This window comes from Flavobacterium sp. P1_E4 (assembly GCF_056405915.1).
The window spans coordinates 171,816-196,868 of the sequence record NZ_JBFUBE010000008.1 but is presented as its reverse complement, the minus strand read 5'-3'; the positions used below and the strand labels follow the sequence as shown (position 1 = coordinate 196,868).

General features: G+C 34.3%; 21 protein-coding genes. 6 read left to right on the top strand and 15 right to left on the bottom strand.

The window, feature by feature from the left end:
* Together AC1DY0_RS10350 and AC1DY0_RS10345 are read left to right on the top strand one after the other, a co-directional pair.
* A partial coding sequence (locus AC1DY0_RS10350; RefSeq protein WP_477188523.1) for a T9SS type A sorting domain-containing protein occupies window positions 1-2,696 on the top strand: 2,696 nt, incomplete at its 5' end.
* A 53-nt stretch (window positions 2,697-2,749) separates the two neighbouring features.
* On the top strand, window positions 2,750-3,601 hold the full coding sequence (locus AC1DY0_RS10345; RefSeq protein WP_477188522.1) for an outer membrane beta-barrel protein: 852 nt from the start codon (window positions 2,750-2,752) through the stop codon (window positions 3,599-3,601).
* Between the two features lie 306 nt (window positions 3,602-3,907).
* Here the strand turns inward: AC1DY0_RS10345 and AC1DY0_RS10340 are convergent, their stop codons facing one another.
* From AC1DY0_RS10340 to AC1DY0_RS10325, 4 genes are all read right to left on the bottom strand, one after another.
* Window positions 3,908-5,338, bottom strand: a complete 1,431-nt coding sequence (locus AC1DY0_RS10340) for a TolC family protein (RefSeq protein WP_477188521.1) — start codon at window positions 5,336-5,338, stop codon at window positions 3,908-3,910.
* Window positions 5,328-8,498: an efflux RND transporter permease subunit gene (locus AC1DY0_RS10335; protein WP_477188520.1), complete on the bottom strand. Its 3,171-nt coding sequence runs from the start codon at window positions 8,496-8,498 to the stop codon at window positions 5,328-5,330. The genes AC1DY0_RS10340 and AC1DY0_RS10335 overlap by 11 nt, the downstream gene beginning before the upstream one ends.
* Before the next feature lie 43 nt (window positions 8,499-8,541).
* Window positions 8,542-9,624: an efflux RND transporter periplasmic adaptor subunit gene (locus AC1DY0_RS10330; protein WP_477188519.1), complete on the bottom strand. Its 1,083-nt coding sequence runs from the start codon at window positions 9,622-9,624 to the stop codon at window positions 8,542-8,544.
* 174 nt (window positions 9,625-9,798) lie between these two features.
* Complete coding sequence (locus tag AC1DY0_RS10325; RefSeq protein ID WP_477188518.1) at window positions 9,799-10,194, bottom strand: hypothetical protein; 396 nt, start codon at window positions 10,192-10,194, stop codon at window positions 9,799-9,801.
* 392 nt (window positions 10,195-10,586) lie between these two features.
* Here AC1DY0_RS10325 and AC1DY0_RS10320 point away from each other — a divergent pair, with 392 nt between their 5' ends.
* The gene (locus AC1DY0_RS10320; protein WP_477188517.1) at window positions 10,587-11,822 is read left to right on the top strand and encodes a TCR/Tet family MFS transporter; all 1,236 of its coding nucleotides are present in this window, start codon (window positions 10,587-10,589) and stop codon (window positions 11,820-11,822) included.
* Between the two features lie 108 nt (window positions 11,823-11,930).
* Complete coding sequence (locus AC1DY0_RS10315) at window positions 11,931-12,500, top strand: pentapeptide repeat-containing protein (RefSeq protein ID WP_477188516.1); 570 nt, start codon at window positions 11,931-11,933, stop codon at window positions 12,498-12,500.
* A 75-nt stretch (window positions 12,501-12,575) separates the two neighbouring features.
* Here the strand turns inward: AC1DY0_RS10315 and AC1DY0_RS10310 are convergent, their stop codons facing one another.
* The 8 genes from AC1DY0_RS10310 to glyA all read right to left on the bottom strand — a co-directional run bounded on the left by AC1DY0_RS10310 (window position 12,576) and on the right by glyA (window position 19,650).
* Window positions 12,576-13,061 (bottom strand): hypothetical protein, encoded by a 486-nt coding sequence (locus AC1DY0_RS10310; protein ID WP_477188515.1) that lies wholly within the window; start codon window positions 13,059-13,061, stop codon window positions 12,576-12,578.
* A 281-nt stretch (window positions 13,062-13,342) separates the two neighbouring features.
* Window positions 13,343-13,804: a VOC family protein gene (locus AC1DY0_RS10305; RefSeq protein ID WP_477188514.1), complete on the bottom strand. Its 462-nt coding sequence runs from the start codon at window positions 13,802-13,804 to the stop codon at window positions 13,343-13,345.
* A gap of 401 nt (window positions 13,805-14,205) precedes the next feature.
* Window positions 14,206-14,706, bottom strand: a complete 501-nt coding sequence (locus AC1DY0_RS10300; protein ID WP_477188513.1) for a GNAT family N-acetyltransferase — start codon at window positions 14,704-14,706, stop codon at window positions 14,206-14,208.
* Between the two features lie 11 nt (window positions 14,707-14,717).
* Window positions 14,718-16,502 carry an ATP-binding protein gene (locus AC1DY0_RS10295; protein WP_477188512.1) on the bottom strand — a complete coding sequence of 595 codons (1,785 nt, stop codon included), beginning with the start codon at window positions 16,500-16,502 and terminating at the stop codon, window positions 14,718-14,720.
* An 11-nt stretch (window positions 16,503-16,513) separates the two neighbouring features.
* Window positions 16,514-16,966, bottom strand: a complete 453-nt coding sequence (locus AC1DY0_RS10290; RefSeq protein WP_477188511.1) for a response regulator — start codon at window positions 16,964-16,966, stop codon at window positions 16,514-16,516.
* A gap of 25 nt (window positions 16,967-16,991) precedes the next feature.
* Window positions 16,992-17,549, bottom strand: a complete 558-nt coding sequence (locus tag AC1DY0_RS10285) for a helix-turn-helix domain-containing protein (protein WP_477188510.1) — start codon at window positions 17,547-17,549, stop codon at window positions 16,992-16,994.
* 101 nt (window positions 17,550-17,650) lie between these two features.
* On the bottom strand, window positions 17,651-18,244 hold the full coding sequence (locus tag AC1DY0_RS10280; RefSeq protein WP_477188509.1) for a MiaE family protein: 594 nt from the start codon (window positions 18,242-18,244) through the stop codon (window positions 17,651-17,653).
* A gap of 131 nt (window positions 18,245-18,375) precedes the next feature.
* Window positions 18,376-19,650, bottom strand: a complete 1,275-nt coding sequence (glyA, locus tag AC1DY0_RS10275; protein WP_477188508.1) for a serine hydroxymethyltransferase — start codon at window positions 19,648-19,650, stop codon at window positions 18,376-18,378.
* Window positions 19,651-19,757: 107 nt separating this feature from the next.
* Here glyA and fahA point away from each other — a divergent pair, with 107 nt between their 5' ends.
* Window positions 19,758-21,041: a fumarylacetoacetase gene (fahA, locus tag AC1DY0_RS10270; protein WP_477188507.1), complete on the top strand. Its 1,284-nt coding sequence runs from the start codon at window positions 19,758-19,760 to the stop codon at window positions 21,039-21,041.
* A gap of 139 nt (window positions 21,042-21,180) precedes the next feature.
* Entirely contained in the window at window positions 21,181-22,365 is a 1,185-nt protein-coding gene (locus tag AC1DY0_RS10265) for a hypothetical protein (protein WP_477188506.1), read from the top strand.
* A 61-nt stretch (window positions 22,366-22,426) separates the two neighbouring features.
* Here the strand turns inward: AC1DY0_RS10265 and lpxA are convergent, their stop codons facing one another.
* The 3 genes from lpxA to AC1DY0_RS10250 form a co-directional block, all read right to left on the bottom strand.
* Complete coding sequence (gene lpxA, locus AC1DY0_RS10260) at window positions 22,427-23,200, bottom strand: acyl-ACP--UDP-N-acetylglucosamine O-acyltransferase (RefSeq protein ID WP_477188505.1); 774 nt, start codon at window positions 23,198-23,200, stop codon at window positions 22,427-22,429.
* A gap of 64 nt (window positions 23,201-23,264) precedes the next feature.
* Complete coding sequence (locus tag AC1DY0_RS10255) at window positions 23,265-23,828, bottom strand: Crp/Fnr family transcriptional regulator (RefSeq protein ID WP_477188504.1); 564 nt, start codon at window positions 23,826-23,828, stop codon at window positions 23,265-23,267.
* 47 nt (window positions 23,829-23,875) lie between these two features.
* Window positions 23,876-25,051: a porin gene (locus tag AC1DY0_RS10250; RefSeq protein WP_477188503.1), complete on the bottom strand. Its 1,176-nt coding sequence runs from the start codon at window positions 25,049-25,051 to the stop codon at window positions 23,876-23,878.
* Window positions 25,052-25,053 lie beyond the last annotated feature (2 nt).

The following is a 25,053-nucleotide window of genomic DNA, read 5'->3' as shown; positions in this document are numbered from 1 at the left end:
ATGTAATTGTGCAAGACGCAACCGCGCCTGTGGCCGATGTGACGAATCTGCCAGATGTAACAGCCTCATGTGCCGTAACTACAGGTATGATTACAGCTCCAACGGCAACCGACAACTGTGCAGGAACAATTACGGGTACAACAACGGATCCTTTGACCTATTCGGCTCAAGGAAACTATACCATTACCTGGACGTATGATGACGGAAATGGGAATACTAGCATTCAAACACAAAATGTAATTGTGCAAGACGCAACCGCGCCTGTGGCCGATGTGACGAATCTGCCAGATGTAACAGCCTCATGTGCCGTAACTACAGGTATGATTACAGCTCCAACGGCAACAGACAACTGTGCAGGAACAATTACGGGTACAACAACGGATCCTTTGACCTATTCGGCTCAAGGAAACTATACCATTACCTGGACGTATGATGACGGAAATGGAAATACTGCCACACAAACGCAAAATGTAATTGTGCAAGACGCAACCGCGCCTGTGGCCGATGTGACGAATCTTCCTAATATAACGGCATCATGTGCCGTAACTACAGGTATGATTACAGCTCCAACGGCAACCGACAACTGTGCAGGAACAATTACGGGTACAACATCAAATCCGTTGACCTATTCGGCTCAAGGAAGTTATACCATTACCTGGACGTATGATGACGGAAATGGGAATAGCGCCACCCAACTGCAAAATGTAATTGTGCAAGACGCAACCGCGCCTGTGGCCGATGTGACGAATCTGCCAGATGTAACAGCCTCATGTGCCGTAACTACAGGTATGATTACAGCTCCAACGGCAACCGACAACTGTGCAGGAACAATTACGGGTACCACAACGGATCAGTTGACCTATTCCGCTCAAGGAAGCTATACCATTACCTGGACATATGATGACGGAAATGGAAATACTGCCACTCAAACACAAAATGTAATTGTGCAAGACGCAACCGCGCCAGTCGCCGATGTAACGAATCTTCCTAATATAACGGCATCATGTGCCGTAACTACAGGTATGATTACAGCTCCAACGGCAACCGACAACTGTGCAGGAACAATTACGGGTACCACAACGGATCCATTGACCTATTCCGCTCAAGGAAGCTATACCATTACCTGGACATATGATGACGGAAATGGGAATACTAGCATTCAAACACAAAATGTAATTGTGCAAGACGCAACCGCGCCTGTGGCCGATGTGACGAATCTGCCAGATGTAACAGCCTCATGTGCCGTAACTACAGGTATGATTACAGCTCCAACGGCAACCGACAACTGTGCAGGAACAATTACGGGTACCACAACGGATCCGTTGACCTATTCCGCTCAAGGAAACTATACCATTACTTGGACATATGATGACGGAAATGGGAATACTGCCACTCAAATGCAAAATGTAATCGTAATCTCTTCTCCTATTGAAACGGTGACTTTTAGTGATGCTGAATACACTTTTGATGGAAATCTTCATGCACTTCAAGTTGAAAACCTTCCTACAGGAGCTCAAGTAACTTATGCTATAACACCAGCAGCAGCAACGGTAAATGGTGCCATTAATGCCGGTAGTTATACAGTTATTGCAACAGTATTACCATCAGCAAGTACACCAAATTGCCCATCAATTGTTTTAACAGCAAAACTTGATATTGAAAAAGCTTCTCAGCAAATTACTTTTGACGCTTTGCCTGTAAAAACCCTTGGAACTAATAACAGTTTCAATTTAGACGCAACTGCAAGTTCTGGGCTACCAGTGAATTACTCATTTACTTATACGTCCATACTCCCAGCTGCAAATGTTTCTACAAGTGGTTTGGTTACTATGTACAGAGCAGGACAACTAGAAATCACTGCCCATCAAGATGGTAATGACAATTATTTAGCTGCAGCAAATATTCCACAAACCCTGACAATTAAAAACAATAGTATTGCTGTTAGTCAAATTACTATCGGTAATACAACTTATGAAAATCCTCCGAAGCAAATAAACTATTTGATGGAATGTGGTGAAAGCAATCCTAATCTTTCTATTTTGAATGAAACCAATGCCACAATTAATCCTTCTCCAAATTTTATTATTGATTCGCCTAAACCAGGAATTTATACGCAAAATATTATTATTATTTCAGAAGATGGAACTACTACGGATAATTACACTATAGTAGTAGAAAAACCTTTTAATTTCTATGACATAGTTCATCAAAAATTTAATAATGTACTTCTTGTAAATAACAATCCTCAAACCAATGGTGGTTACGAGTTTATTGCTTACGAATGGTTTAAAAATGGTCAATCAATAGGAACCGGACAATACTATTCTGCTGGAAATAGCATAAGTGATGTATTAGACCCTTCAGCTGTTTACATGGTAAAATTGACTCTTAAGAATGGGAAAATATTGCAAACTTGTTCTGCTCAAATTGAGCTGCAAAACTCACTTCAGGCTAGGCTTTACCCAAATCCAACCGAGGCAGGAAAGATCATTACAGTTGACGTCGATTTTCCTGCAAACGAACTGGAAAAAATGCAAATAAATCTTTATTCTGTTTCTGGTAAATTAGTAAAAACAATACAGTCATCTACATCTAAAACAGAGATAAAATTACCAGAAACAACAGATGGTAATATGTATATTGTGGTTATTGAAACACCAAATATCAAAAAAACACTAAAAGTAATTGTAAAATAAATAAATTCTGCCAGTGCTATTTTAGAATAGTACTGGCATAAAATAATTTTAAGATGAAAAAAAATATAACAAACTACATACGCCCAATATTAACGGTCATGGCATTTCTAGGAATTTGCTTTACTAGTTATAGTCAGGAAAAAAAGCACGAATTTTCAGTTGCCGTTGGTGGTCCAGCTTCCTATATGGATTATAGAACATCAGGTGATTTGGTACCCGGAAATGGTTTTAGTGCCGGTCTCCGCTATTCATATTATCTAAACGAAGGTTTTAGCGTAGGAGCAGGTTTAGAATACCAAACTTATAGTTCTACATCTAAACATCAATTTTTGGCGGGACAATATATGACTACTGATTCTGAAAATGAATCGTTTCAATTTAGATATAAAGCAACAAATTTGAGAGAAGAACAAAAATTAGGGTATGTTAATATCCCAATCGATATTCAATTTGAAACTCCTGGAACTTCAAAATTATATCTTGCAGCGGGTGTCAAAGTAGGATTTGCAACAAACGGAACTTATGAAACAAGTGCACAAAATCTTACTACAAGTGGCTATTATCCACAATACAATATTGAATTGTTTGGGCCAGCTTTTGCAGGATTTGCAAGTACAGATAACGTAAAAACGAATAAACAGGACTTTAATACCGAAGTATCTTATTCATTCACTTTTGAAACAGGTTTTAAACAAGAAATAGGAGAAAAAAGCGCTATCTATATTGGTGCTTATTTGGACTACGGATTAAATAATATCTATGATAAAAATGAAAATAAAAATCTGGTTCAATACAATGCTGAATTACCTGTTGAGTTACAGTTCAACAGCGTATTTGATTCTTCGTATGCCGAGGATATGAAATTGATTTCTTATGGACTTAAATTGAGATTTGCAATGCGTTAATTTAAAGTATCAATCATATGTGATTTATGATCGTCCGTAAAACTCAGAAAAAGCCCTAAACGTTTTAAAATGTTTAGGGCTTTTAATTATTGAACTATACCTCTCGCCTAGCCCCGATGGAAATGGTATCCTTTTTATAAAGTTTTTTTTTTACTTTATAAAAAGATATAATGGACAGCGGGACTACTGTTGTTGATTACGAAATGTTTTGCTCCTAAAAAATCATTTTAAACATCAATTTTACTCAAAAAAAAGCCCTAAACACTTTGACATGTTTAGGACTTAATCACAATTATAACAACCACGTTATTTCCATCCTCCGCCTAAGTCTCTGTATACATATACCGAGGCATTCAGCTGTTCTTTTTTGGTTTCTATCAATTCGAGTTTAGACTCCAATGCATCGCGTTGTGTCATTAAAACTTCAAAATAATCGACTCTGGCAGACTTGAATAAATCTCCCGCCACATCAATAGAGCGATTCAAAGCTTCTACCTGCTGTGATTTTAAATCATAGCTTTTTTCTAAATTATTGATTTTAGAAAGCTGATTAGCTACTTCTATATAGGCATTTAGAATAGTGCGCTCATAATTATACAAAGCCTGAATTTGTCTTGCATTGGCCGAACTATACTCTGCTTTAAGTGCATTTCTGTTAATCAGAGGAGCTGCTATATCTCCCGCTAATGAATACAATAACGACTCAGGCATCGTGAATAACAAGGACGGTTTAAAAGCATTAAAACCAATTGCAGCCGAAATATCGAGTGATGGATAAAACTCGGCACGAGCCACTTTTACATCCAGTTTTGCCGCTTCCAACTCCAATTCAGCTTGCTTAATATCCGGACGATTAGCCAACAATTGTGACGGAATCCCAGAATTGACTACTGAAGGCAACAAGCTGGCAAAATTAGCTTTGTCTCTCTTTATTTCCTGCGGATATTGCCCTAACAAAAAGTTAATTTTATTCTCGGTTTCTTTTATGTTTTGAAGAATATCAAACTCCATGCTTTTGGAAGCCATAACCTCAGCCTGAAATTTTTGAACAGCTAATTCTGTTGCTCTAGAAGCTTCTTTCTGAATTTTGACTATTTCCAAAGCATTACTCTGCAAAGTGATATTTTGTTTTACAATATCTAACTGACTATCTAAGGCTAATAATTCGTAATACGAATCGGCAACCTCGGCAATAAGATTGGTAATCACAAAGTTTTTACCCTCGACCGTTGATAAATAACGGCTAACAGCTGCTTTCTTGGAATTTCTTAGTTTTTTCCAAACATCCACTTCCCAGTTTGCATAAGCACCTATTTTAAAATCACCCAATGGATCCGGCGTTTCCTTACCAGGCATGATTTCAGTAGAAGCATCACCAGCACCTTGACTGGTATAACGTCCTACTTTTTCAATTCCAGCCCCTGCTCCTATTCCAACCTGTGGCAACAACAGTCCTTTTTTTACTCGGATATCATTTTTTGCAATCTCAATTTCCTGCAAAGTAATTTGCAGCTCCTGATTGTTTTTCAAAGCTGTATCTATCAAATTCACCAAGTTTGGATCCTTAAAATAGGTTCGCCAAGGAGTAGTCGAGGTATTGATCGTATCTGAACTCTTTCCAAAAGATTCTGGAACAGTTTTACTTTCTGCCAAAGGCGCAAGAGTTGGTGTACAGCTTACCACCGCTAGGCAAATACCTAGCGGGATAATATATTTAAATGACTTTTTATTCTGCATGATTATCGTCAAATTCTTCAGTTAATGGATTTTCTTTTTGATTTTTTACATAGCTAAATCTTTCAGCTATTCTTCCGAAAATGTAATACAATCCAGGGATTATAAATACACCGCATATTGTTCCTATCAACATTCCTCCTGCTGCTGCAGTACCAATGGTTCTGTTTCCAATTTTACCTGGCCCTGTTGCAAACGCTAATGGAAGCAAGCCTGCAATAAAAGCAAATGAAGTCATCAAAATAGGTCGGAACCTGGCTTTTGAACCTTCCATAGCTGCTTCGAACACCGATTTTCCTGCTGCATGACGCTGAATAGCAAATTCCACAATCAAAACGGCATTTTTACCCAGTAAACCAATAAGCATTACCATGGCAACCTGAGCATAAATATTGTTCTCCAATCCTGTAAATTTCAGTAAAAGGAAAGCACCAAATATTCCTGCAGGTAACGATAAAATCACCGAAAAAGGTAATATAAAACTTTCGTATTGAGCGGCTAAAACCAAGTAAACGAAACCTAAACAGATGAGGAAAACCCAAATCGCCTGATTCCCTTGCGCTACTTCATCAGCAGAAATACCTGCCCAGTCAATATCATACCCTCTAGGTAATTTTGCGGCTGCAACCTCTTGAATAACTTTAATGGCAGTTCCACTACTATATCCTGGAGCCGCAGCACCACTGATCTCAGTAGAAGTGTACATGTTATGTCTAGTAATTTCTGATAGACCATATACCTTTTCTAATTTCATAAAAGCTGAAAAAGGTACCATCTCGTCTCGATCGTTTTTTACGTAGAGCTTTAAAATATCCTCTGGTAAGGCACGATATTCTGGTGCCGCCTGAACAATAACTTTATAATTAATTCCGTATTTAATAAAACTGATTTCATAGTTACTTCCCACTAACGTAGACAAGGTATTCATCGCATTCTCAATGGAAACCCCTTTTTGTTGTGCCAAGTCATTATCTACTTTCATCATATATTGAGGAAAGCTAGCACTATAGAAACTGAATACATTAGATAATTCCTGACGTTTGTTCAGTTCTTTTACAAAATCATTATTAATCTTTTCCATCTTTTTGTAATCACCTGAACCCGTTTTATCCAATAAACGAAGCTCAAATCCTCCTGCAGCTCCATATCCTGGTACCGCTGGTGGCTGGAAAAATTCAATATTAGCACCCGGAATATCTTTGGATTTCTCTTCCAATTCTGTCATAATCTCTTGGACAGATTGCTTTCTATCTTTCCAATCTTTAAGATTTATCAAACAAGTTCCTGAATTAGATCCAGTTCCTTCGGTCAAAATTTCATAACCCGCCAATGAAGAAACTGATTGCACACCTTCAACTTTTTCGGCAATTTTTTGCAATTTCACCGAAATATCGTTTGTTCTTTCTAATGATGATCCTGGAGGCGTTTGAATAATAGCATAGAACATCCCTTGATCCTCATTTGGAATAAATCCAGAAGGAACTGTACTACTTACAAACCATGTTCCTGCACAAAATCCTAAAAGCACAATAATAGTAACTGCTCTTCTATTTACTATCTTTTCAAGTACATTTTGATATTTAGTTTGAGTAAGGTTGAATAAATTATTAAACCCATCTATGAATCTATTTATAGGTGTTTTCTTTTTAGGTACTCCATGATTATTTGTCAACATCATCGCACAAAGAGCTGGCGTTAATGTCAATGCCACGACTCCTGAAAGAACAATCGCTGTTACCATTGTAATAGAAAATTGTCTATAGAACATCCCAACTGGACCAGACATAAATGTAACAGGAATAAATACTGCTACCATCAAGAAGGTAATCGCAATAATAGCACCCGAAATTTCGTGCATTGCTTTTTTAGTCGCTTTTAACGCCGACAGATGTTCTTCTTCCATCTTGGCGTGAACAGCTTCAATAACCACAATCGCGTCATCGACGACGATTCCAATTGCCAAAACCAACGCAAACAAAGTAATTAAGTTTAGCGAAATATCAAAAAATTGCATGAACGCAAAAGTTCCAATTAAGGAAACTGGTACAGCAATAGCAGGGATAACCGTAGAACGCCAATCGCCTAAGAAAAGAAATACAACCAATCCTACCAAGATAAAGGCTTCAATCAAAGTATGAATTACTTTTTCGATAGAAGCGTCCAAGAATTTAGAAACATCATACGAAATTTCGTAATTCATTCCTTTTGGAAATTTTTTCTTGATGGTTTCTAATTTGGCCTTTAAATCTTCAATAACTTGATTTGCATTACTACCAAAAGATTGTTTTAGTACAATTGCTGCAGACGGCCTACCATTTAAGTTAGAATAAATATCATACATCGAACTACCAAACTCTATGTTGGCAACATCCTTCAAACGTAAAATTTCACCGTTTGGATTTGATTTCAATATAATATTAGCATACTGTTCTTTGGTCGTAAACCTTCCAGAATATTTTAATACATACTCGAATGCTTGAGAACGTTTTCCAGATGCTTCTCCGGTTTTTCCAGGTGAAGCTTCCAAACTTTGACTTGATAATGCTTCCATTACCTCATCTGCAGAAATTTTATAAGCCAACATACGATCAGGTTTCAACCAAATACGCATCGCATACTCACGAGTTCCTAAAATATCTCCAGATCCAATCCCGTTTACCCTTTTTAATTCTGATAAAACATTGATATCTGCATAATTGTACAAAAACTTTTGGTCGGTATTTTTATCCGTACTATAAAGGTTAACGTACATTAACATACTCGGAACTTCACGGGTAATTTTCACACCCTCCCTTACCACTAATGGTGGCAGCTTATTCGTAACAGAAGCTACACGGTTTTGAACGTTAATAGCCGCTTGATTAGGATCAGTTCCCAAGTTGAATACCACTTGGATACTCGCTTCACCGTCATTTCCTGCATCGGAGGTCATGTATTTCATTCCTGGAACTCCATTTAAAGCTCTTTCTAAAGGAATAACAACCGATTTAATCATCAATTCCCCATTAGCACCAGGATAATCTGCAGTAATATTCACCATTGGTGGTGAAATAGACGGAAATTGGGTGATTGGCAAATTCATCACCGACAACACCCCTAAAAAGACAATTATAAGCGATATTACTATCGACATAACAGGTCTTTGGATAAATTTATCAAACATTTGTTTCTAGTTTTTTATGATTAAACCTAATTGAAAACTATCTCTATTCTGCTTTTAATCGCAAATGAGTAATTACTTCTTGAGGTGCTACGTATTTATAATGAATTTTATCATTGTCTTTAACCTTCTGAACGCCTTCCAGTAAAATTTTGTCATTTACTGTTATTCCGCTATCAATCATATACAAATCTGGAATTTCTCCTTTAATCGTAATTTCTTTAGAACTTACAACATCGTTTTTATCCACAACAAAAACATATTTTTTATCTTGAATTTCATAGGTAGCTTTTTGAGGAATCACAATCACATTAGGAAGAGGAACATCCATCAATACTTTTCCAGTTTCACCGTGTTTCAACAATTTACTAGGATTAGGGAATCGCGCTCTAAAAGCAATATTTCCTGTTTCGTTATCAAATTCACTTTCGATAACTTCAACATTCCCTTTGTCTTTAAATGTATTTCCATTAGCCAATAGCAAGCCTACCTTGTTTTGAGCTCTGCCTTTAACATTGGTTTCATAATCTAAATATTCTGGCTCAGAAACATTAAAATAAGCAAACATCTGACTGTTATCAGAAAGACTTGTAAGCAACTCGCCTTCATCAATAAGGCTTCCTAATTTCTTTGGGATTCTGTCGATAGTTCCATCAAACGGAGCTCTGATTTCGGTAAATGACAAATGCACTTTAGCAAGAGCAACTTCAGCCTTAGCCTGATCTAATTTGGCTTGAGCTACTGCTTGTTCATTTTTTGAAACTATATTTTTGTCTGCCAATGTTTTAGCATTCTTTAGTTCAATCTCAGCTGCTTTTTCTTCTGCTTGTGCTCCCAATAATTCAGCTTCATACACTTTTGGCATAATTCGGAACAATACCTGACCTGCTTTTACAGACTGACCTTCATCAACATAAATATTTTGCAAAAACCCTTTTTCTTGAGCACGAATCTCAATATTGCGGAATGACTTTATTTGTGCTACATATTGTTTGGTAAACGATGTATCAATTTTTACAGGATTAGTGACTGCAAAAGTTTCAACTTCTTCTTTTTCTTCTTTTTTTGTTGTACAGCTAGTTAGGCACAACAAGGCAATTAAGCCCGTGAACACGAGTGTTTTTTTCATTGTAAATAAAATGTGGTTGGTAATTAAATTGATGGAATAGAAAAATTCCTTTGAATACAAAAGACCATCAGTTACCAGTGTGAGACCAGAACCATCATAAAAGATGAAAAAAATTTAATATACATCCAAGAGATATACAAGATCACACTTTTGGTAACCGATGTATAATATGGATCAAATTCTTAAAACCCCTATTCTTAAGTAAATAGGATTGGAATGGCCACAATTGGGCGCTAAGTTTTCGAACAGTTTGGAGTAATCCTTGAAAATGAACTCATTAGAAAATGTCAAATACCAACCATCTAACAAACTATGTTTTACAGTTAAAATTTTATTGGCATCATCTTTATTAAGATCATTAGCACTATGAAATTCCTCGTCTAAGTCCACGTCAGCATCTTCAATTAAGACACTACCTGGTTCTGCAGTTCTAAGTTTTACTTGTTGTTTTTTTACAAAATCCCAAGAAGGAGAATCACAAATACCATTAGGATGTGTATCGGCATGGAGATGTTGCCCACCACCCAGCAGAAAAATACACAGACATATGAAATTTATAATTACTCTCATTTGACTGCGAAAATAATAAAAGATTGATATAAAAAAACATTTTTTTAGCAGACAAAAGTGATAAAAGTCAACGAAAACGTTTTCTTTCGTTTAATATCACGAATACTTTATGCTACGTTAACAATAATTTCTTATTAATTTAATCAATTAAAGACTACAAATAAATGATTCTATTATCTTTTTTATTAGAAGCAAGTCCAACTTTTTCATTTTCTAATTAATAAACATTTATAAAAAGACCACATACTCCGTTTTAGGATTTAAATCGATAGCACAATTTGAAACTCAAACATAAAATCAAATGACTGTAAAATAACTCTTATGAATTTTTTTATTGTATGTCTGCAAAAAAGGCTATTTTCACATTCTATTGAATTAAAAAATAGGAATCTATGATTTCAAACAAAAAAGCAGCACTGCGATTTATTTTCATTACATTATTACTGGATGTTATCGGTCTAAGCATAGTTGGCCCTGTATTACCCAGATTAATTGAGCAACTTATTGACGGAAATATAAGTCAGGCTTCACAATGGAGTGGTTTGTTACTTTTTGCTTACGCTTTTATGCAATTTATTTGTGCCCCGATAGTTGGTAATTTGAGTGATAAATATGGACGAAGACCTGTTTTGTTATTGTCCTTATTAGGCTTTGGAATTGATTATATTTTTCTTTGGTTGGCACCAACAATATGGTGGCTATTTCTGGGACGGGTTATTGCCGGAATGTTTGGAGCAAGCTTTACAACTGCAACCGCTTATATTGCAGATATAAGTACAGATGAAAATAGAGCTAACCATTTTGGAATGATTGGAGCTGCTTTTGGATTAGGATACATAATTGGCCCCGTTCTTGGTGGTACATTGAGTGAATTCGGATCAAGAGTTCCGTTCATTGCTGCCGCAATTTTGACATTTATGAATGTGATATATGGTTATTTAGTTTTACCGGAATCGTTATCCTTAGAAAACAGACGCCCATTTCAATGGAAAAGAGCCAATCCATTAGGAGCATTATTGCAATTAAAAAAGCACAAAAGTATTTCGGGTGGGTTAATTATTACTTTTATATTACTTTATACAGCCGATCATGCAGTAATGAGTACTTGGACTTTTATTAATATTGAAAAGTTTGGCTGGAGTAATGCCTTTATTGGTCTTTCATTAACAGTGGCAGGTATTATGGTAGTTATCGTTCAAGGAGGTTTGATTCGGATCATTAATCCTAAAATTGGAAATGAAAAATGTATTCTTCTTGGATTAGCTCTATATACATTAGCACTTATATTGTTTGCTTTTGCATCTCAAAGCTGGATGATGTTTGTATTTTTAATTCCTTACTGTTTGGGTGGCATTACAGGTCCATCACTAAGATCAATTATCTCTAAAAATGTTCCTCAAAATGAGCAAGGAGAATTACAGGGATCTTTAACGAGCTTAATGAGTGTAACTTCTATACTTGGCCCCCTATTAATGACAAATATATTCACTTTGTTTACAAGCCCAACTGCCCCAATTCAATTTGCTGGAGCACCATTTTTGGCCGGCTCCATACTTATGTTGATATGTGTATTTATTGCCGCAAATAGTGTGAAAAAATCTTTTCTATTAGAGAAAATTAATCAATAAAGATCAAATATATCTATTCAGAAATTTAACTAAAAAGGCATTTTACAATAAAGCTATTCATTTAAGAAATAGAAATTCGTTTCTTTGCCGAAAGCTTAAAATTCTTTGATGCCAGAATATTTCCTAGATATCGAATACAACAACCACACTTATGGCGTGGATGAAGTCAGTTTTAAGGAATTTGAATGTTGTACTTTTAATAACTGTACGTTTTCTGCTTGCAATTTTATGGATGTTACTTTCATCGATTGTGTTTTTAATGATTGTATTTTTAGCCAAGGAAAAATCAATCATGTTGCTTTGAGAACCGTGACATTCAATCGATGTGAGATTAAGGACGTTAATTTTGCGATGTGCAACAAACTCATTTTTGAAGTTCGTTTTAATAATTGCATTTTGGATTTTTCTAAGTTTTATACCCTGAAAATAAAAAGAACTCCGTTTATCAATTGTAGTTTGATTGCCGTTGATTTTATGGCTACCGATTTGACCGAAGCACTATTTGAAAATTGCGATTTATACCGTGCCGAATTTGCCAAAGCCATTGCTAACAAAGCCAATTTCAGAACCAGTTACAATTACACCATTGATCCCAAAACTACCAAACTGAAGAAAGCAGTATTTTCAATTGATGGTCTGAAAGGTTTGCTATATAAACATGATATCATCGTGAAGTAATTCTTTGAAAAAAGAAAAAAATATCCCTGTAAGCTAAAAGAACTGAATCAAAATAAGTAATTTACTTCAAAACTTTTAACTGATAAACTCAAGATGGTTTCCTTCGGTATGCAAAATGTGTTTGGCTCTTTCAATCTCTTCTTTGGCTCCTTTTACGATTACCATAAATTTCCCTTCTCTGAGATGTTCTTCACATTTAACCACTTCTTCTTCTTTTATTCCTGTAAATGTCAAAAGTGAAATAAAACCACCGGCAACCAAACCCAAGTCAAGTCCTGCAATGATTCCTACAAGCGCACCTGCTCCATACAAAAATCCAAAACCTGGAATGGTAAAAACACCAATACCTGATAGTAGTCCTATCACAGTACCTGCACCCATACCAACTAATGCAGGAGCTTTTTTTATTGTATCCAGTGATTTTATATGAATATGGTCTTCAATCACTTCTGCCTTGCCTAATAGTGAGACATTCTCCATTGGAAAATCTTTCTGACTCAACATTTTGATAGCATTAACCGCTTTTTCATGGGTGTCATAAATTGCAATTTGTGATTTCATATATGTAAAATTTATTTGTTATATGTCATATATGTTATCGCCTTTTATTTGTTGGTATTTGCTTACGCAAACTTGTTGCTAATGGCGATTTCATAATATTAAATTTTTAAGTTAAAAACAACAATTCAACATCATCTATTCCTAGTAAAGTTACAAATTTAAGTTGCTTATAAATAGATATTTAACACTACAAATACACGATCTATTTTTTAATTAATGACTTCAAAAAAATGCCATCAACACAAAATTTGTCAAACAATTTTCTTGAAGTCATTGCTTTTTTATTCACATAACATTTTATCAAATCGTCTTTGCATTTCCTCATAGCTCATGTCTTCTTTATGCGTCGCTATCATCCATTTAAAGCCAAATGGATCCATTAACTGCCCTACTCGATCGCCATAAAACATATCATCTACTGGCATAACCGAAGTTCCTCCGGCATCAATTGCTCTCTGAAATGCGGCATCGGCATCTTTTACATACAATCCAAAAGACATTGGATTTCCGCCTAAACTCAAAGGCCCTTTGGTTCCCCAATCGGCATTCTCGTCGGCCATCATGAGCAAGGTACCTTCAATGTCTATTTCAGCGTGACCAATTTTTCCATCAGGCATCAGTAATCGACCTTTCTCTTTTGCGCCAAAAGCTTTTTTATAAAACTCTATTGCGTCGCTGCACCCATCGATTGTGATGTAAGCATTCAATGAGTACGCTCCCGGATAAATGTGTGATGTTTCCATGTGTCATTTTTTTAGGTTTTTAATTATTTTCAATCAATAAAACAGAACATTAAAATTAATTATTTTACTGTATTACAGCATATTAAATAACATTTTTTAACATAACACAAAAAACACCATTCTTAGTTTTAAAAATATAAAAGCACAAAAAAACCGAGGCTTGTGGCTTCGGTTTTAGGGTATATTTCTAAAAAAATGATTATTGCTATTAATTTTGGAGCAGAAAGATTTGGCTTTTTTAGGCAACATCGTCCCGCTTTTCGTTGCAATCTTTTTGTCTCGTCTTAGGACGAGACAAAAAGGATTTTCACTGCAATCGGGGCTAATGGGAGATATTTTGCTTTTTTGTCATCATCTAAAAAAGAAAAACAGTTTTGATTCTGTCATGACAAAATAGTATTTTAATAAATCGGTTTTTCCAACACATAATCCTCCATTAGGTAACCGTAATCCAATTCTATATTAACTTCTTCTACGATTTCAAAGCCTAATTTTTGATAGAAATGTAATGCTTTATTAAATCGGTTTACATTTAATGAAAGTGCATTCGAATCGTTTTCTTTTGCAACCTTTTCAATAAAATCGATTAGTTTTTTGCCAATTCCTTTGCCTTGTGTTTTTGGCAAAATATAAATTTTATGAATTTTTGTTTGTTGCTTTTGGTTGTAATGATGCTCATAGGAAGCAAAACCTAAAGTCTCCTCACCTTCTTTGGCTAATATAAAATGATGCCCTTTATTGGCAACACTATCTTTTAATGCTTCTTCATTATAAAAGGCATCCAGCATATAATCCAATTGCGCTTTCGAAAGAATTTCTCCATAGGCAATAGGCCAAGTTTGATGCGCAATATTTTGAATTGTCACGTAATCGACAATCGAAGCTTCATTTATTGTAATCATTATTTTTTAATTTATTTAGGGAAAAAAATTGAGAATTTGGTGCCAGTATCAAGTTTGGATTTTACTTTTATAAATCCATTATGGTTTTCAACAATCTTTTTACAAATTGCCAAACCAATTCCTGTACCAGTATATTTAGGATCGGTTTCTAGACGTTTAAATATCAGGAATATTTTATTCGCATATTCTTGTTTAAAACCAATTCCATTATCGGAAATTATTATTTTATGGTATTCTGAATTGGAAATAATTTTATCATTGTACATTTCATTTTTGGTAATTTTTCCAGATTTGATAGCTATTTTTGGAGGTACATTCTCTTTACTGTACTTAAGCGAATTCGAAATTAAATTCACAAACAACTGTTCTATTTGAAATCCTATTCCATTAATTTCTGGAAGGTCCAGAACTTCAATTTCAGCTTTTTTCTCTTCAATACTTACTGATAAATCTTGAAGACATTGCTCAACTAATTCTTTTAAATTTAGTTTTACAAAAATATTATCTCCTTTGACTACTCTGGAATAATTTAGCAAATCGATTAACAGTGTTTGCATCTTATTGGCCGCCAACCGAATTTTTGCAAAATATTCTTTACCACTGCTTGTAAGCGATTCTTGCTCTTTTTCTGCAATTCGGGAAACAAACATTTGAATTTTACGAAGTGGTTCTTGAAGATCATGACTTACAATACTATTAAAAGATTCAAGATCGGCATTAATCGCTTTTAATTGTTTATTGCTTTCCTCTATCTCCAGCGTTTTTTTATACTGTGCAGTAATATCATAATTGACACCCATTTTAATCAAATCACCACTACTATTTCTGGTAAAGCTACCAACGGTCATAATGTATTTTATAGTTCCGTCCTGCAACAAATAGCGCAACACTGTCGAAGTGGGTAAATGATCGATTAAGGATTGATTATGAATTTGAATCGCACTATTATAATCATCTGGATGCAAAAATTTGGTAGCATTTTCTAAACTGGGTTCAAAAGCATGTGGCTCTACTCCCATCAGTCGGTAATAATTATCTGAAAATGAATAGATTTCCTTGTCTAAATTAAATTTCCAGTGACCAAATCCAGCAATTTCCTCAGCATTTTTAAACGAAAGATTAGTGAATTTTAATTCATCATTAGTCTTTTTAAGTTCATCAATATCAGCGTCCATTTTATTAAATGACAGTAATAATATCATTAAGGAAAGAAGAACCAATAGAAAAGCACTTATTATAGAATCATTAAGCTCAAATTGATGATTTATATTATAGCGTTTAATCTTGCTTATTTCATCATTAATTCTCTTATAAACAAAAGAGTGCATACTCTCTGTACAAGAACTGCTTTCGAGGAGTTTTACATATAATTCCGTACTGTTCTTATTTTTGCTTTTTTGAATTAATAAAATATCTCTAAAAAGCTTAAATCTATAGTCTATCAAATTCTTTAGACTATCAACATCTTTAATTTTAGTTGAATTATTACCCGCAATTTTTTTTAGATTCTTAATACATCCCTCAATTTCTCCCTTATTAAAAAAGCGATCTTCCAAATAGGTTTCATCTTTGGTAATAATATAATTTCGCAGACTCATTTCGTAACTGCCCATTATAGACAAGAGTTTTTCCAACTCAAATTGTGTTTTATTTGAAGTTGCAATTAATTCAACCGAGGTATCCAGTTTTTGCATTTGAATATAAAAGACCTTAGCAATATAGCCTATCACGACTATTGCCACTATCAAAGCAATTTTAAATACTTGAGTGTTTTTATATAATCCAAAAAAATTCATCTCTACTTCGATTAGATACTAAAGAAAAAAGTCTCCTTGTTTAGACCTGAAACGTGAAATTGCCAATTCATATGAAAAACACCTTTAATGACTTTTTTCAATTCTGAAAAATCATTAGGCTTTTTTATATAAATATTTGCTCCTTCGATAAAGGTATTTTCAATATCCTCTTCAGATGAAGATGTGGAATATATGGCGATAGAAACATCCTTAAATCGATCATCAGCTCTAATTTCTTTGAGACAATCCAATCCATTTTTATAAGGCATGTTTAAATCGAGAAATAAAATATCGGGCAAACTAGAATCAAGATCAAATAAATAATCCATCAAGTCTTTTCCATCATTGAATAATGTAAGCTTGTTTTTCATTTTAAGATCTTCAATGGCCTCACTAAAAAAGTTGCGGTCATCTTCATCATCATCTGCCAAAAAAATATTTAGAGGTGTTAAATCATTTGTCATAGATCTCTTGGATTAAATTTTAAATTTAATTATTGATCAATTGTTTTCTCTTTTCAATAATTCTTTTAAACATACTTGGAGTCAAACCAGTCACCTTTTTAAATTGACTGGATAAGTGTGCCACACTGCTATAATTCAGTTCATATGAAATTTCAGTCATGTTTAATTTTTCTTCAATAATTAACTTTTTGACTTTTTCAATTTTTTGAATAATAATAAAATTTTCAATTGTGGTATAAGTATATTCAGAAAATATACTCGCCAAGTGGCCATAACTTAAATTAAACTTTTCTGAAAGATAATACGAAATATTAGTATTCGGATATTTGTCTTTATCAAATACAATTTCAACAATGGTTTCTTTAATTTGCTGAAAAAGGTGCTTTTTTTGATCATCTACTATGTCAATAGCATACCTGCCAAGATTCTCTTTTAGCGTATTCAAACGTTCTTCAGAAACGGTATTGCTTATTTCAAATCCTCCCAAGGGCAACAGTTTGTATTTAATATTTAACAAATCTAATTGCTCTTGCAAAATAACTCTACAAGCAATATTTACATCATAATTTATGTAGAATCTCATAGCATTACTTATTTGGTTTTCGATAAATATAAAAAATTCATCACAAATAAGCAACTTTAAACCATATTCAATTCATTAATTACTAACACAATGCAAAAAAACTATCCATGAATTGTCTCGCCTTTACCGTAATTGGCAATGATCGATTCTTCATATTCCAGCCATTCTCTCCATCGTTTTTCGACATCGATTCCTACTCCATATTTTCGGGCATAAGTGATAAAGGTAGTATAATGACCTGCTTCGCTTTCCATTAAATCTCTATAGAAAACAGCCAGTTCTTCGTCATTGATATTTTCGGAAAGCACTTTGAAACGCTCACAACTTCTGGCTTCGATCATGGCTGAAAATAACAAACGTTCCACCAAACCTGAAACTCTGCTTCCGTCACCACTTTTTTTCATATACAAATACAATTCATTTACATAATCATCTTTTCGCTCACGACCTAATTTTAGTCCGCGTTTGATAATGATATTGTGTACTTGTTCAAAATGATCAATTTCTTCTTTAGCCAAAGCCAATAAATCCTTCACCAAATCCTGATGCTCTGAATTATTTGTTATAATCGTAATAGCATTTGTAGCCGCTTTTTGTTCACACCAAGCATGATCAGTCAAGATTTCTTCAATATTTTTTTCTACAATATTTACCCATCTTGGGTCGGTTGGTAGTTGTAATCGTAATACGCCCATTTTTTTAAAATCTAAAAGTTATAAAGTCAAAAGCCATAAAGTTAAAAGTCGAAAGCCAAAACTAAGACAGAATATTAAATTCTAATCAAAGACTTTCGACTTTCGACTTTAAAAACTTTAAGACCTAATTATTAGTATACGAAAATAGCTCTTTCGCTCATCATTTCGTTTACTTCATTGGCTACTTCTTCGATAACATCTTCGTTAGTATGATCTACCAAAACTCTGTCGATCAAATCAACAATAGTTTCCATATCTTCTTCAACAAGACCACGAGTCGTGATTGCTGCAGTTCCCACACGGATACCTGAAGTTACAAATGGAGATTTATCATCAAATGGAACCATATTTTTATTTACGGTGATTTCTGCTTTTACCAAAGCATTTTCAGCCTCTTTTCCAGAAATTCCTTTGTTTCTAAGGTCAATCAACATCATGTGGTTGTCTGTTCCTCCAGAAATAATATTATATCCTCTTTTTACAAAAGCATCAGCCATTGCGTTTGCATTTTTTTGCAATTGCATAGCATAAGTAAAGAATTCATCTTTTAATGCTTCACCAAAAGCTACTGCTTTGGCAGCGATAATGTGCATTAATGGTCCACCTTGATTTCCAGGGAAAACAGCAAGATCCAATAAAGCAGACATCATTCTGATTTCTCCTTTTGGTGTAGTTAATCCCCATGGGTTTTCAAAATCTTTACCCATCATGATCAAACCTCCACGAGGTCCACGCAATGTTTTGTGAGTTGTTGTTGTAACGATATGACAATGAGGAATTGGGTCATTCATCAAACCTTTGGCGATAAGTCCAGCAGGATGAGAAATATCTGCCATTAAAATAGCACCTACACTATCAGCGATTACTCTAAAACGCTCAAAATCCATATCACGAGAGTAAGCCGAAGCACCTGCTATGATTAATTTTGGTTGTTCTTTAGTAGCAATTTCTTGAATTTTATCATAGTCTAAACGACCAGTTTCTTGATCTACTCCATAAAAAACAGGATTGTACAAACGTCCAGAAAAGTTTACTGGTGAACCGTGAGTTAAGTGTCCTCCGTGAGATAAATCGAAACCTAATATTTTGTCACCTGGTTTCAAGCAAGCAAAAAATACAGCTGTATTAGCTTGTGAACCTGAGTGAGGTTGTACGTTTGCATACTCAGCACCAAATAATTCTTTAGCTCTGTCGATAGCAATTTGTTCTACTACATCTACTACTTCGCATCCTCCGTAGTATCTTTTGCCAGGATATCCTTCAGCATATTTATTAGTTAAAACAGATCCAGCAGCTTCCATTACTTCGTCACTTACAAAGTTTTCAGAAGCAATAAGTTCTAGTCCGTGAATTTGTCTGTCTTGTTCTTCAAGAATGAGGTCAAAAATTTGTTCGTCGCGTTGCATTTCTTTGATTTTCGTTAATTTGACGCAAAAATACAAAAAAACGTTTGTTTAACCCCTAGATTATAATATATTTGACAAGTAATTTTCAACAATCAATTAACATTATCATGCCAATAACAGCCAACGACACTAGTAGAAAATCATGGTTAGAAGTACTGCCAGACAGCGACTTCCCTATCCAAAACATTCCATTTGGAGTTTTTCTTACCAAAGAAAATATTGTCACTGTAGGTTCTAGAATTGGTGATTTTGCAATCGATTTAGGTGCTTTACAACAATTAAATTACTTTGAAGGAATCGAATTGACGGATGACATGTTCATGCAGGATACCTTGAACGATTTTATATCTGATGGTCAAAAAACATGGAGATTGGTACGAAATAGAATCGCCGAAATTTTTGACGCAACAAATCCCGAATTAAGAGATAACACCGCACATAGAGATATCGTGATTTTTAAAATGGAAGATGTTGAGATGCAACTTCCTGTATTAATTGGTGATTATACAGATTTCTATTCTAGCAGAGAACACGCTACCAACGTTGGAAAAATGTTTCGCGACCCAGAAAATGCTTTATTGCCAAACTGGTTACACATTCCGGTAGGATACCACGGAAGAAGTTCTACTATTATTCCATCAGGAATTCCAGTACACAGACCTATGGGACAAACCTTGCCAAATGGCGAAACTATGCCTGTTTTTGGAGCTTCTCGTTTAGTTGATTTCGAATTAGAAACTGCTTTTATAACTACCGATTGCAACATCATGGGGGAAAACATTCCTATCAGTGAAGTTGAAGATTATATTTTTGGAATGGTTTTATTGAACGATTGGAGTGCTCGCGATATTCAAAAATGGGAATATGTTCCACTAGGACCATTCTTAGCCAAAAACTTTGCCTCTTCAATTTCTCCTTGGATTATCACTATGGATGCCTTGGAACCTTTCAAAACCAAAGGACCCAAGCAAGAACCAACTCCTTTCCCTTATTTACAACAAAAAGGAAAGCACTCATTCGATATTAATCTTGAAGTAGCAATTGCTCCAGAAAATGCTGAGCCAACGGTTGTTTCCAGAACTAATTTCAAATATATGTATTGGACTATGAGTCAGCAACTGGCACATCATACATCAAATGGATGTCGTGTTAACTCGGGTGACATGATGGGTTCCGGAACTATTTCCGGTCCTACACCAGACAGTTATGGATCAATGTTGGAATTAACTTGGGGTGGTAAAAACCCTATCAAATTAAATGACGGTACCGAACGAAAATTCATAAATGATGGTGATACAGTAATTATTAAAGGACATAGCCAAAATGGACAAGTTCGTATTGGTTTTGGAGAATGTTCCAGTAAGCTCCTTCCTCCCTTTGTAAGACAATAACCAAATACTTTTTTATATAACCGACAAATTTATACTTGTCGGTTTTTTTTTGAAATATTTTTAGCAAAGTCTACTAAGGAATATTAGATTTGCAAAAATATTTTAGCAAACGATTGACATAATTCATTACCCCCATAAAATGAAAAAAATTACTCTAATAATTGCTTTTTTTGTACTAATTACCTCTTGTGGCGTAAAACAAACCCAAAATAATTTGGCTTCCGGAAATTATGACGCCGCAATTGACATCGCACTTTCTAACTTGCGTTCCAATAAAGACAAAAAAGGAAAACAAGACTATATCTATTTACTTGAGGAGGCTTTCGCCAAAGTCAAAGAACGAGATTTAAACACTATTTCTTTTTTAAAAAAAGAAAACAATCCAAGTAATTTGGAGAAAATATACAATACCTATTTGGCTTTGCATGATCGTCAAGAGAAAATCAAACCATTGCTTCCACTAAAATTAATCAAAGAAGAAAGAAATGCTATTTTCCCATTTGATGATTATAATGACCAAATTATTAGCAGTAAAAATGCTTTGTCCAATTATTTGTATACCAATGCAAAAGCTTTGATGCTAACCAAAGACAAAATGAATTACCGCAGGGTTTATGATGATTTAATCTATTTGGATAAAATAAATCATAACTACAAAAATATTGCTGATATGCTTGATGAAGCTCAGCTTAAAGGAACTGATTACGTTATTGTATATACCAAAAACGAAACCAATATGATTATTCCTGTGGAACTTCAAAATGATTTATTGGATTTCAAAAGCTATAATTTGAATGATAAATGGACAATTTATCATAGTGAAAAACAAAAAGACATCACCTATGATTACGGCATGCTAATTAACTTCAGATCGATTTTAATATCTCCTGAACAAATAAAAGAAAGAGAATTCACAAAAGAACGTCAAGTAGTTGACGGACAAAGAAAGCAAGTTGATGCTAATGGAAAAATCGTTTTAGACAAACAGGGAAAACCTATAATGATCGACTATACGATTAATGCTATGGTAAAAATTAACGAAGTTAAACAATTTAAATCATGTCAAATCACGGCCAAAGTAGATTATATCGACAATAAAACCAAACAATCCATAGGATCATTCCCGATTACTAGTCAGTTTGTTTTTGAAAATACTTTTGCCACTTACAAAGGTGATCCTCGTGCTGCCGATGATAATTACAGCCCAAATTTCTACAACAAAGTTGTCCCTTTTCCAACCAGCGAGCAAATGGTTTATGATACTAGCGAGGATTTAAAATCTAAAATCAATGGGGTTATCACTAACAATCAGTTTAGAAAATAAAACCCTTAAAATATTACTAAAAAAGCAACTCCAATCCGAGTTGCTTTTTTTTGTATCAATTTTATTCTTTATTTCCCTTAATAATCCCTCGAGTTGATTGCTTTATAAAATGTATAATTTTATCCCGTTCTATAGTTTGTTTAAAATGCTTTTCAATAAATTCCAATGCTAATGTAGTATTTCTTTTTTCCTGAAAAATAATTCGATAAATTTCCTTCAGTTCATTTATTTTTTCCGGTTCAAATTGTCTTCTTTTTAAGCCTACAGTATTCAAACCTACATAACTCAAAGGCTCACGAGCTGCCATCACATAAGGCGGAACATCTTTTACAATTCGACTAATACCACTTACCATACAATGCTCTCCAATAATCGAAAATTGATGTATTGCAGTCAATCCGCTAATATTAGCCCAATCCCCTACAATTACTTCTCCTGCCATCCCAACACTATATCCAATAATACAATTGTTACCTATCAAACAATCATGGGCAATATGAGCATTAGCCATCAATAAATTATTATCTCCAATAATCGTTTTCTGCTTTGATACCGTTCCTTTATTTATAGTTACAAACTCTCGTATAATATTGTTATTGCCAATTTCTAACGAAGTAAATTCATTATTATATTTTAAATCTTGTGGAATTCCAGATAAAACAGCTCCAGAATGAATTTGGCAATTTTCACCAATCTTAGCACCTTCAAGAATACTGACATTATTACCTATCCATGTATTATCTCCAATGACTACATTATTCTCTATTGTGGTAAAATTTCCAATATGCACATTTTTCCCAATGACAGCCTTTTTTCCAATGATTGTATTCTTCACATTATGTCTATTTAAATTGACGACAAATGTTAGAAAAATCCAACTTATTTTTATTGATGTAAAGTCAATTAATTGAAGCTCTTATTCTGCTCAAAGTTTCTTGGCTAACACCAATGAGTGATGCAATATGCTTAAGTTTTGCTTTTTCGATAATCTGTGGAAATGTAGTAAGCAAATAAAAATATTTTTCTTGAGCATTCATCAATTTAAAGGAATGGTGAAACTCATTTAATCCTGAAAGATAAAGCCGAAGTTGCTTTATATGAAATTTAGAAAATAACGCATATTCTAATAAAATTTGCTCATCAGCATATGATAAGGAATATACAACAGTTTCTTCACAAGCCTGAAAGAATTCAAAAGATGGTTTTTGTTCAAAAAAACTACTCAATGAAGTAATAAACTGATTACTGGAATATATCCATTTTGTCACATCATCTCCATCATCATAATAAAATCTTCTTACTAACCCAGATTCAATAAAGCTTACTTTGGAACAAACCTTTCCAGCTTCAATTATAAATTCATTTTTCTTATATATTTCTTTGACAAAATATTTTTTAATAGCTTCTTCTGTTTCGGAATCAAGTTCTTGAAAATGATTTATAAATGCGATTAGTTCAGTCATTTTATATACTCTGTTTAAGACAGTTTGTAAAGATACAACAGAACCAATCACAAAACCAACAGCGGCGCAATTATACCAAAACTGAGTTGCCCTGTAATCCCATCAACCGCATTAAAATTATTTTCGGCGTAAGCAGAATAATTACATTTTTTAGCCACATAACCTACGTAAAACTTCATATTAAAATCTGTAAAAGGAGAATATTCGACCGTCGGGATAATACCGTAGGAAGTTAACAAATGACTGTCTTTATTGATATCTGAATTGCCATTCCAATAAGAATTGTCATTCATGAGCGTAAGCAATAAATTTACTTTTGGACGAATCTGATATTCTGCTCTTATCCAATTCTCGACATAGGAAACATCTTGCGCTGCATAAGGATTCTTACTTTTGATAATATTTGAGACCACTCCCTTTTGATCCAAATCCTCTTTACTGTATTGAAAATCATAATACAGTACCAGCTTATTATTTTTATATTTATTCCCTAGAGAAATAAAATTCCTGTTGGTATTTTCGGCATCGATAAAATAACTGTAACTATATGTAGTTTCCAATTTACCGTCAAAAAAACTGCCTTTCCAATTACCTACTGCAGCCAAAGGTGTTTTGGTAGCGGTAATCCCTGGAGGTACCGTTGTTCCAAATTGCTCTTGAAAGGTTTTAGTTCTAGAATTTAACAGCTGTAGATTGAACTTATTTTTATGATCGTTTAATGCATACGAAAGAGCAGCCCCAACCATAAAATTTTCTGCGGCATTGTTAATCGTATTATAGGATAAAATTTCAATTGGATTCGTCAAGAGTTCATAACCTCCCCAATCGCCAATCATTTTCCCGAAAGACAATTTCGTTTGCGGGGCCACATCAACAGTTAAATAAGCCATATCCACCGAACGACTTATATTGTCCACAGTGTTGAGGTCAGCTATTTTGGTGTATCGGTTTCTGAATCGAAAAAACACTTTATCATGAATTTTCCCTTTCACTTCAAATCGGAATTGATTGACCGAAAAAAGAGAATTTACATGATTACCATCAACAAAATAATTATCAAAAGCCATACGGGTATTAAAAATAACATCGACATCTTTTAACAGGGACAGCTTCGAAGTTGATATTAAAGGTATAGGAGCAACTTTTCCGTCGTTAGTCTGTTTTTGTCCAAAAGAAATAATAGGCAATAAAATAAATATCCAATAAATAAAGTACTTTTTCATTC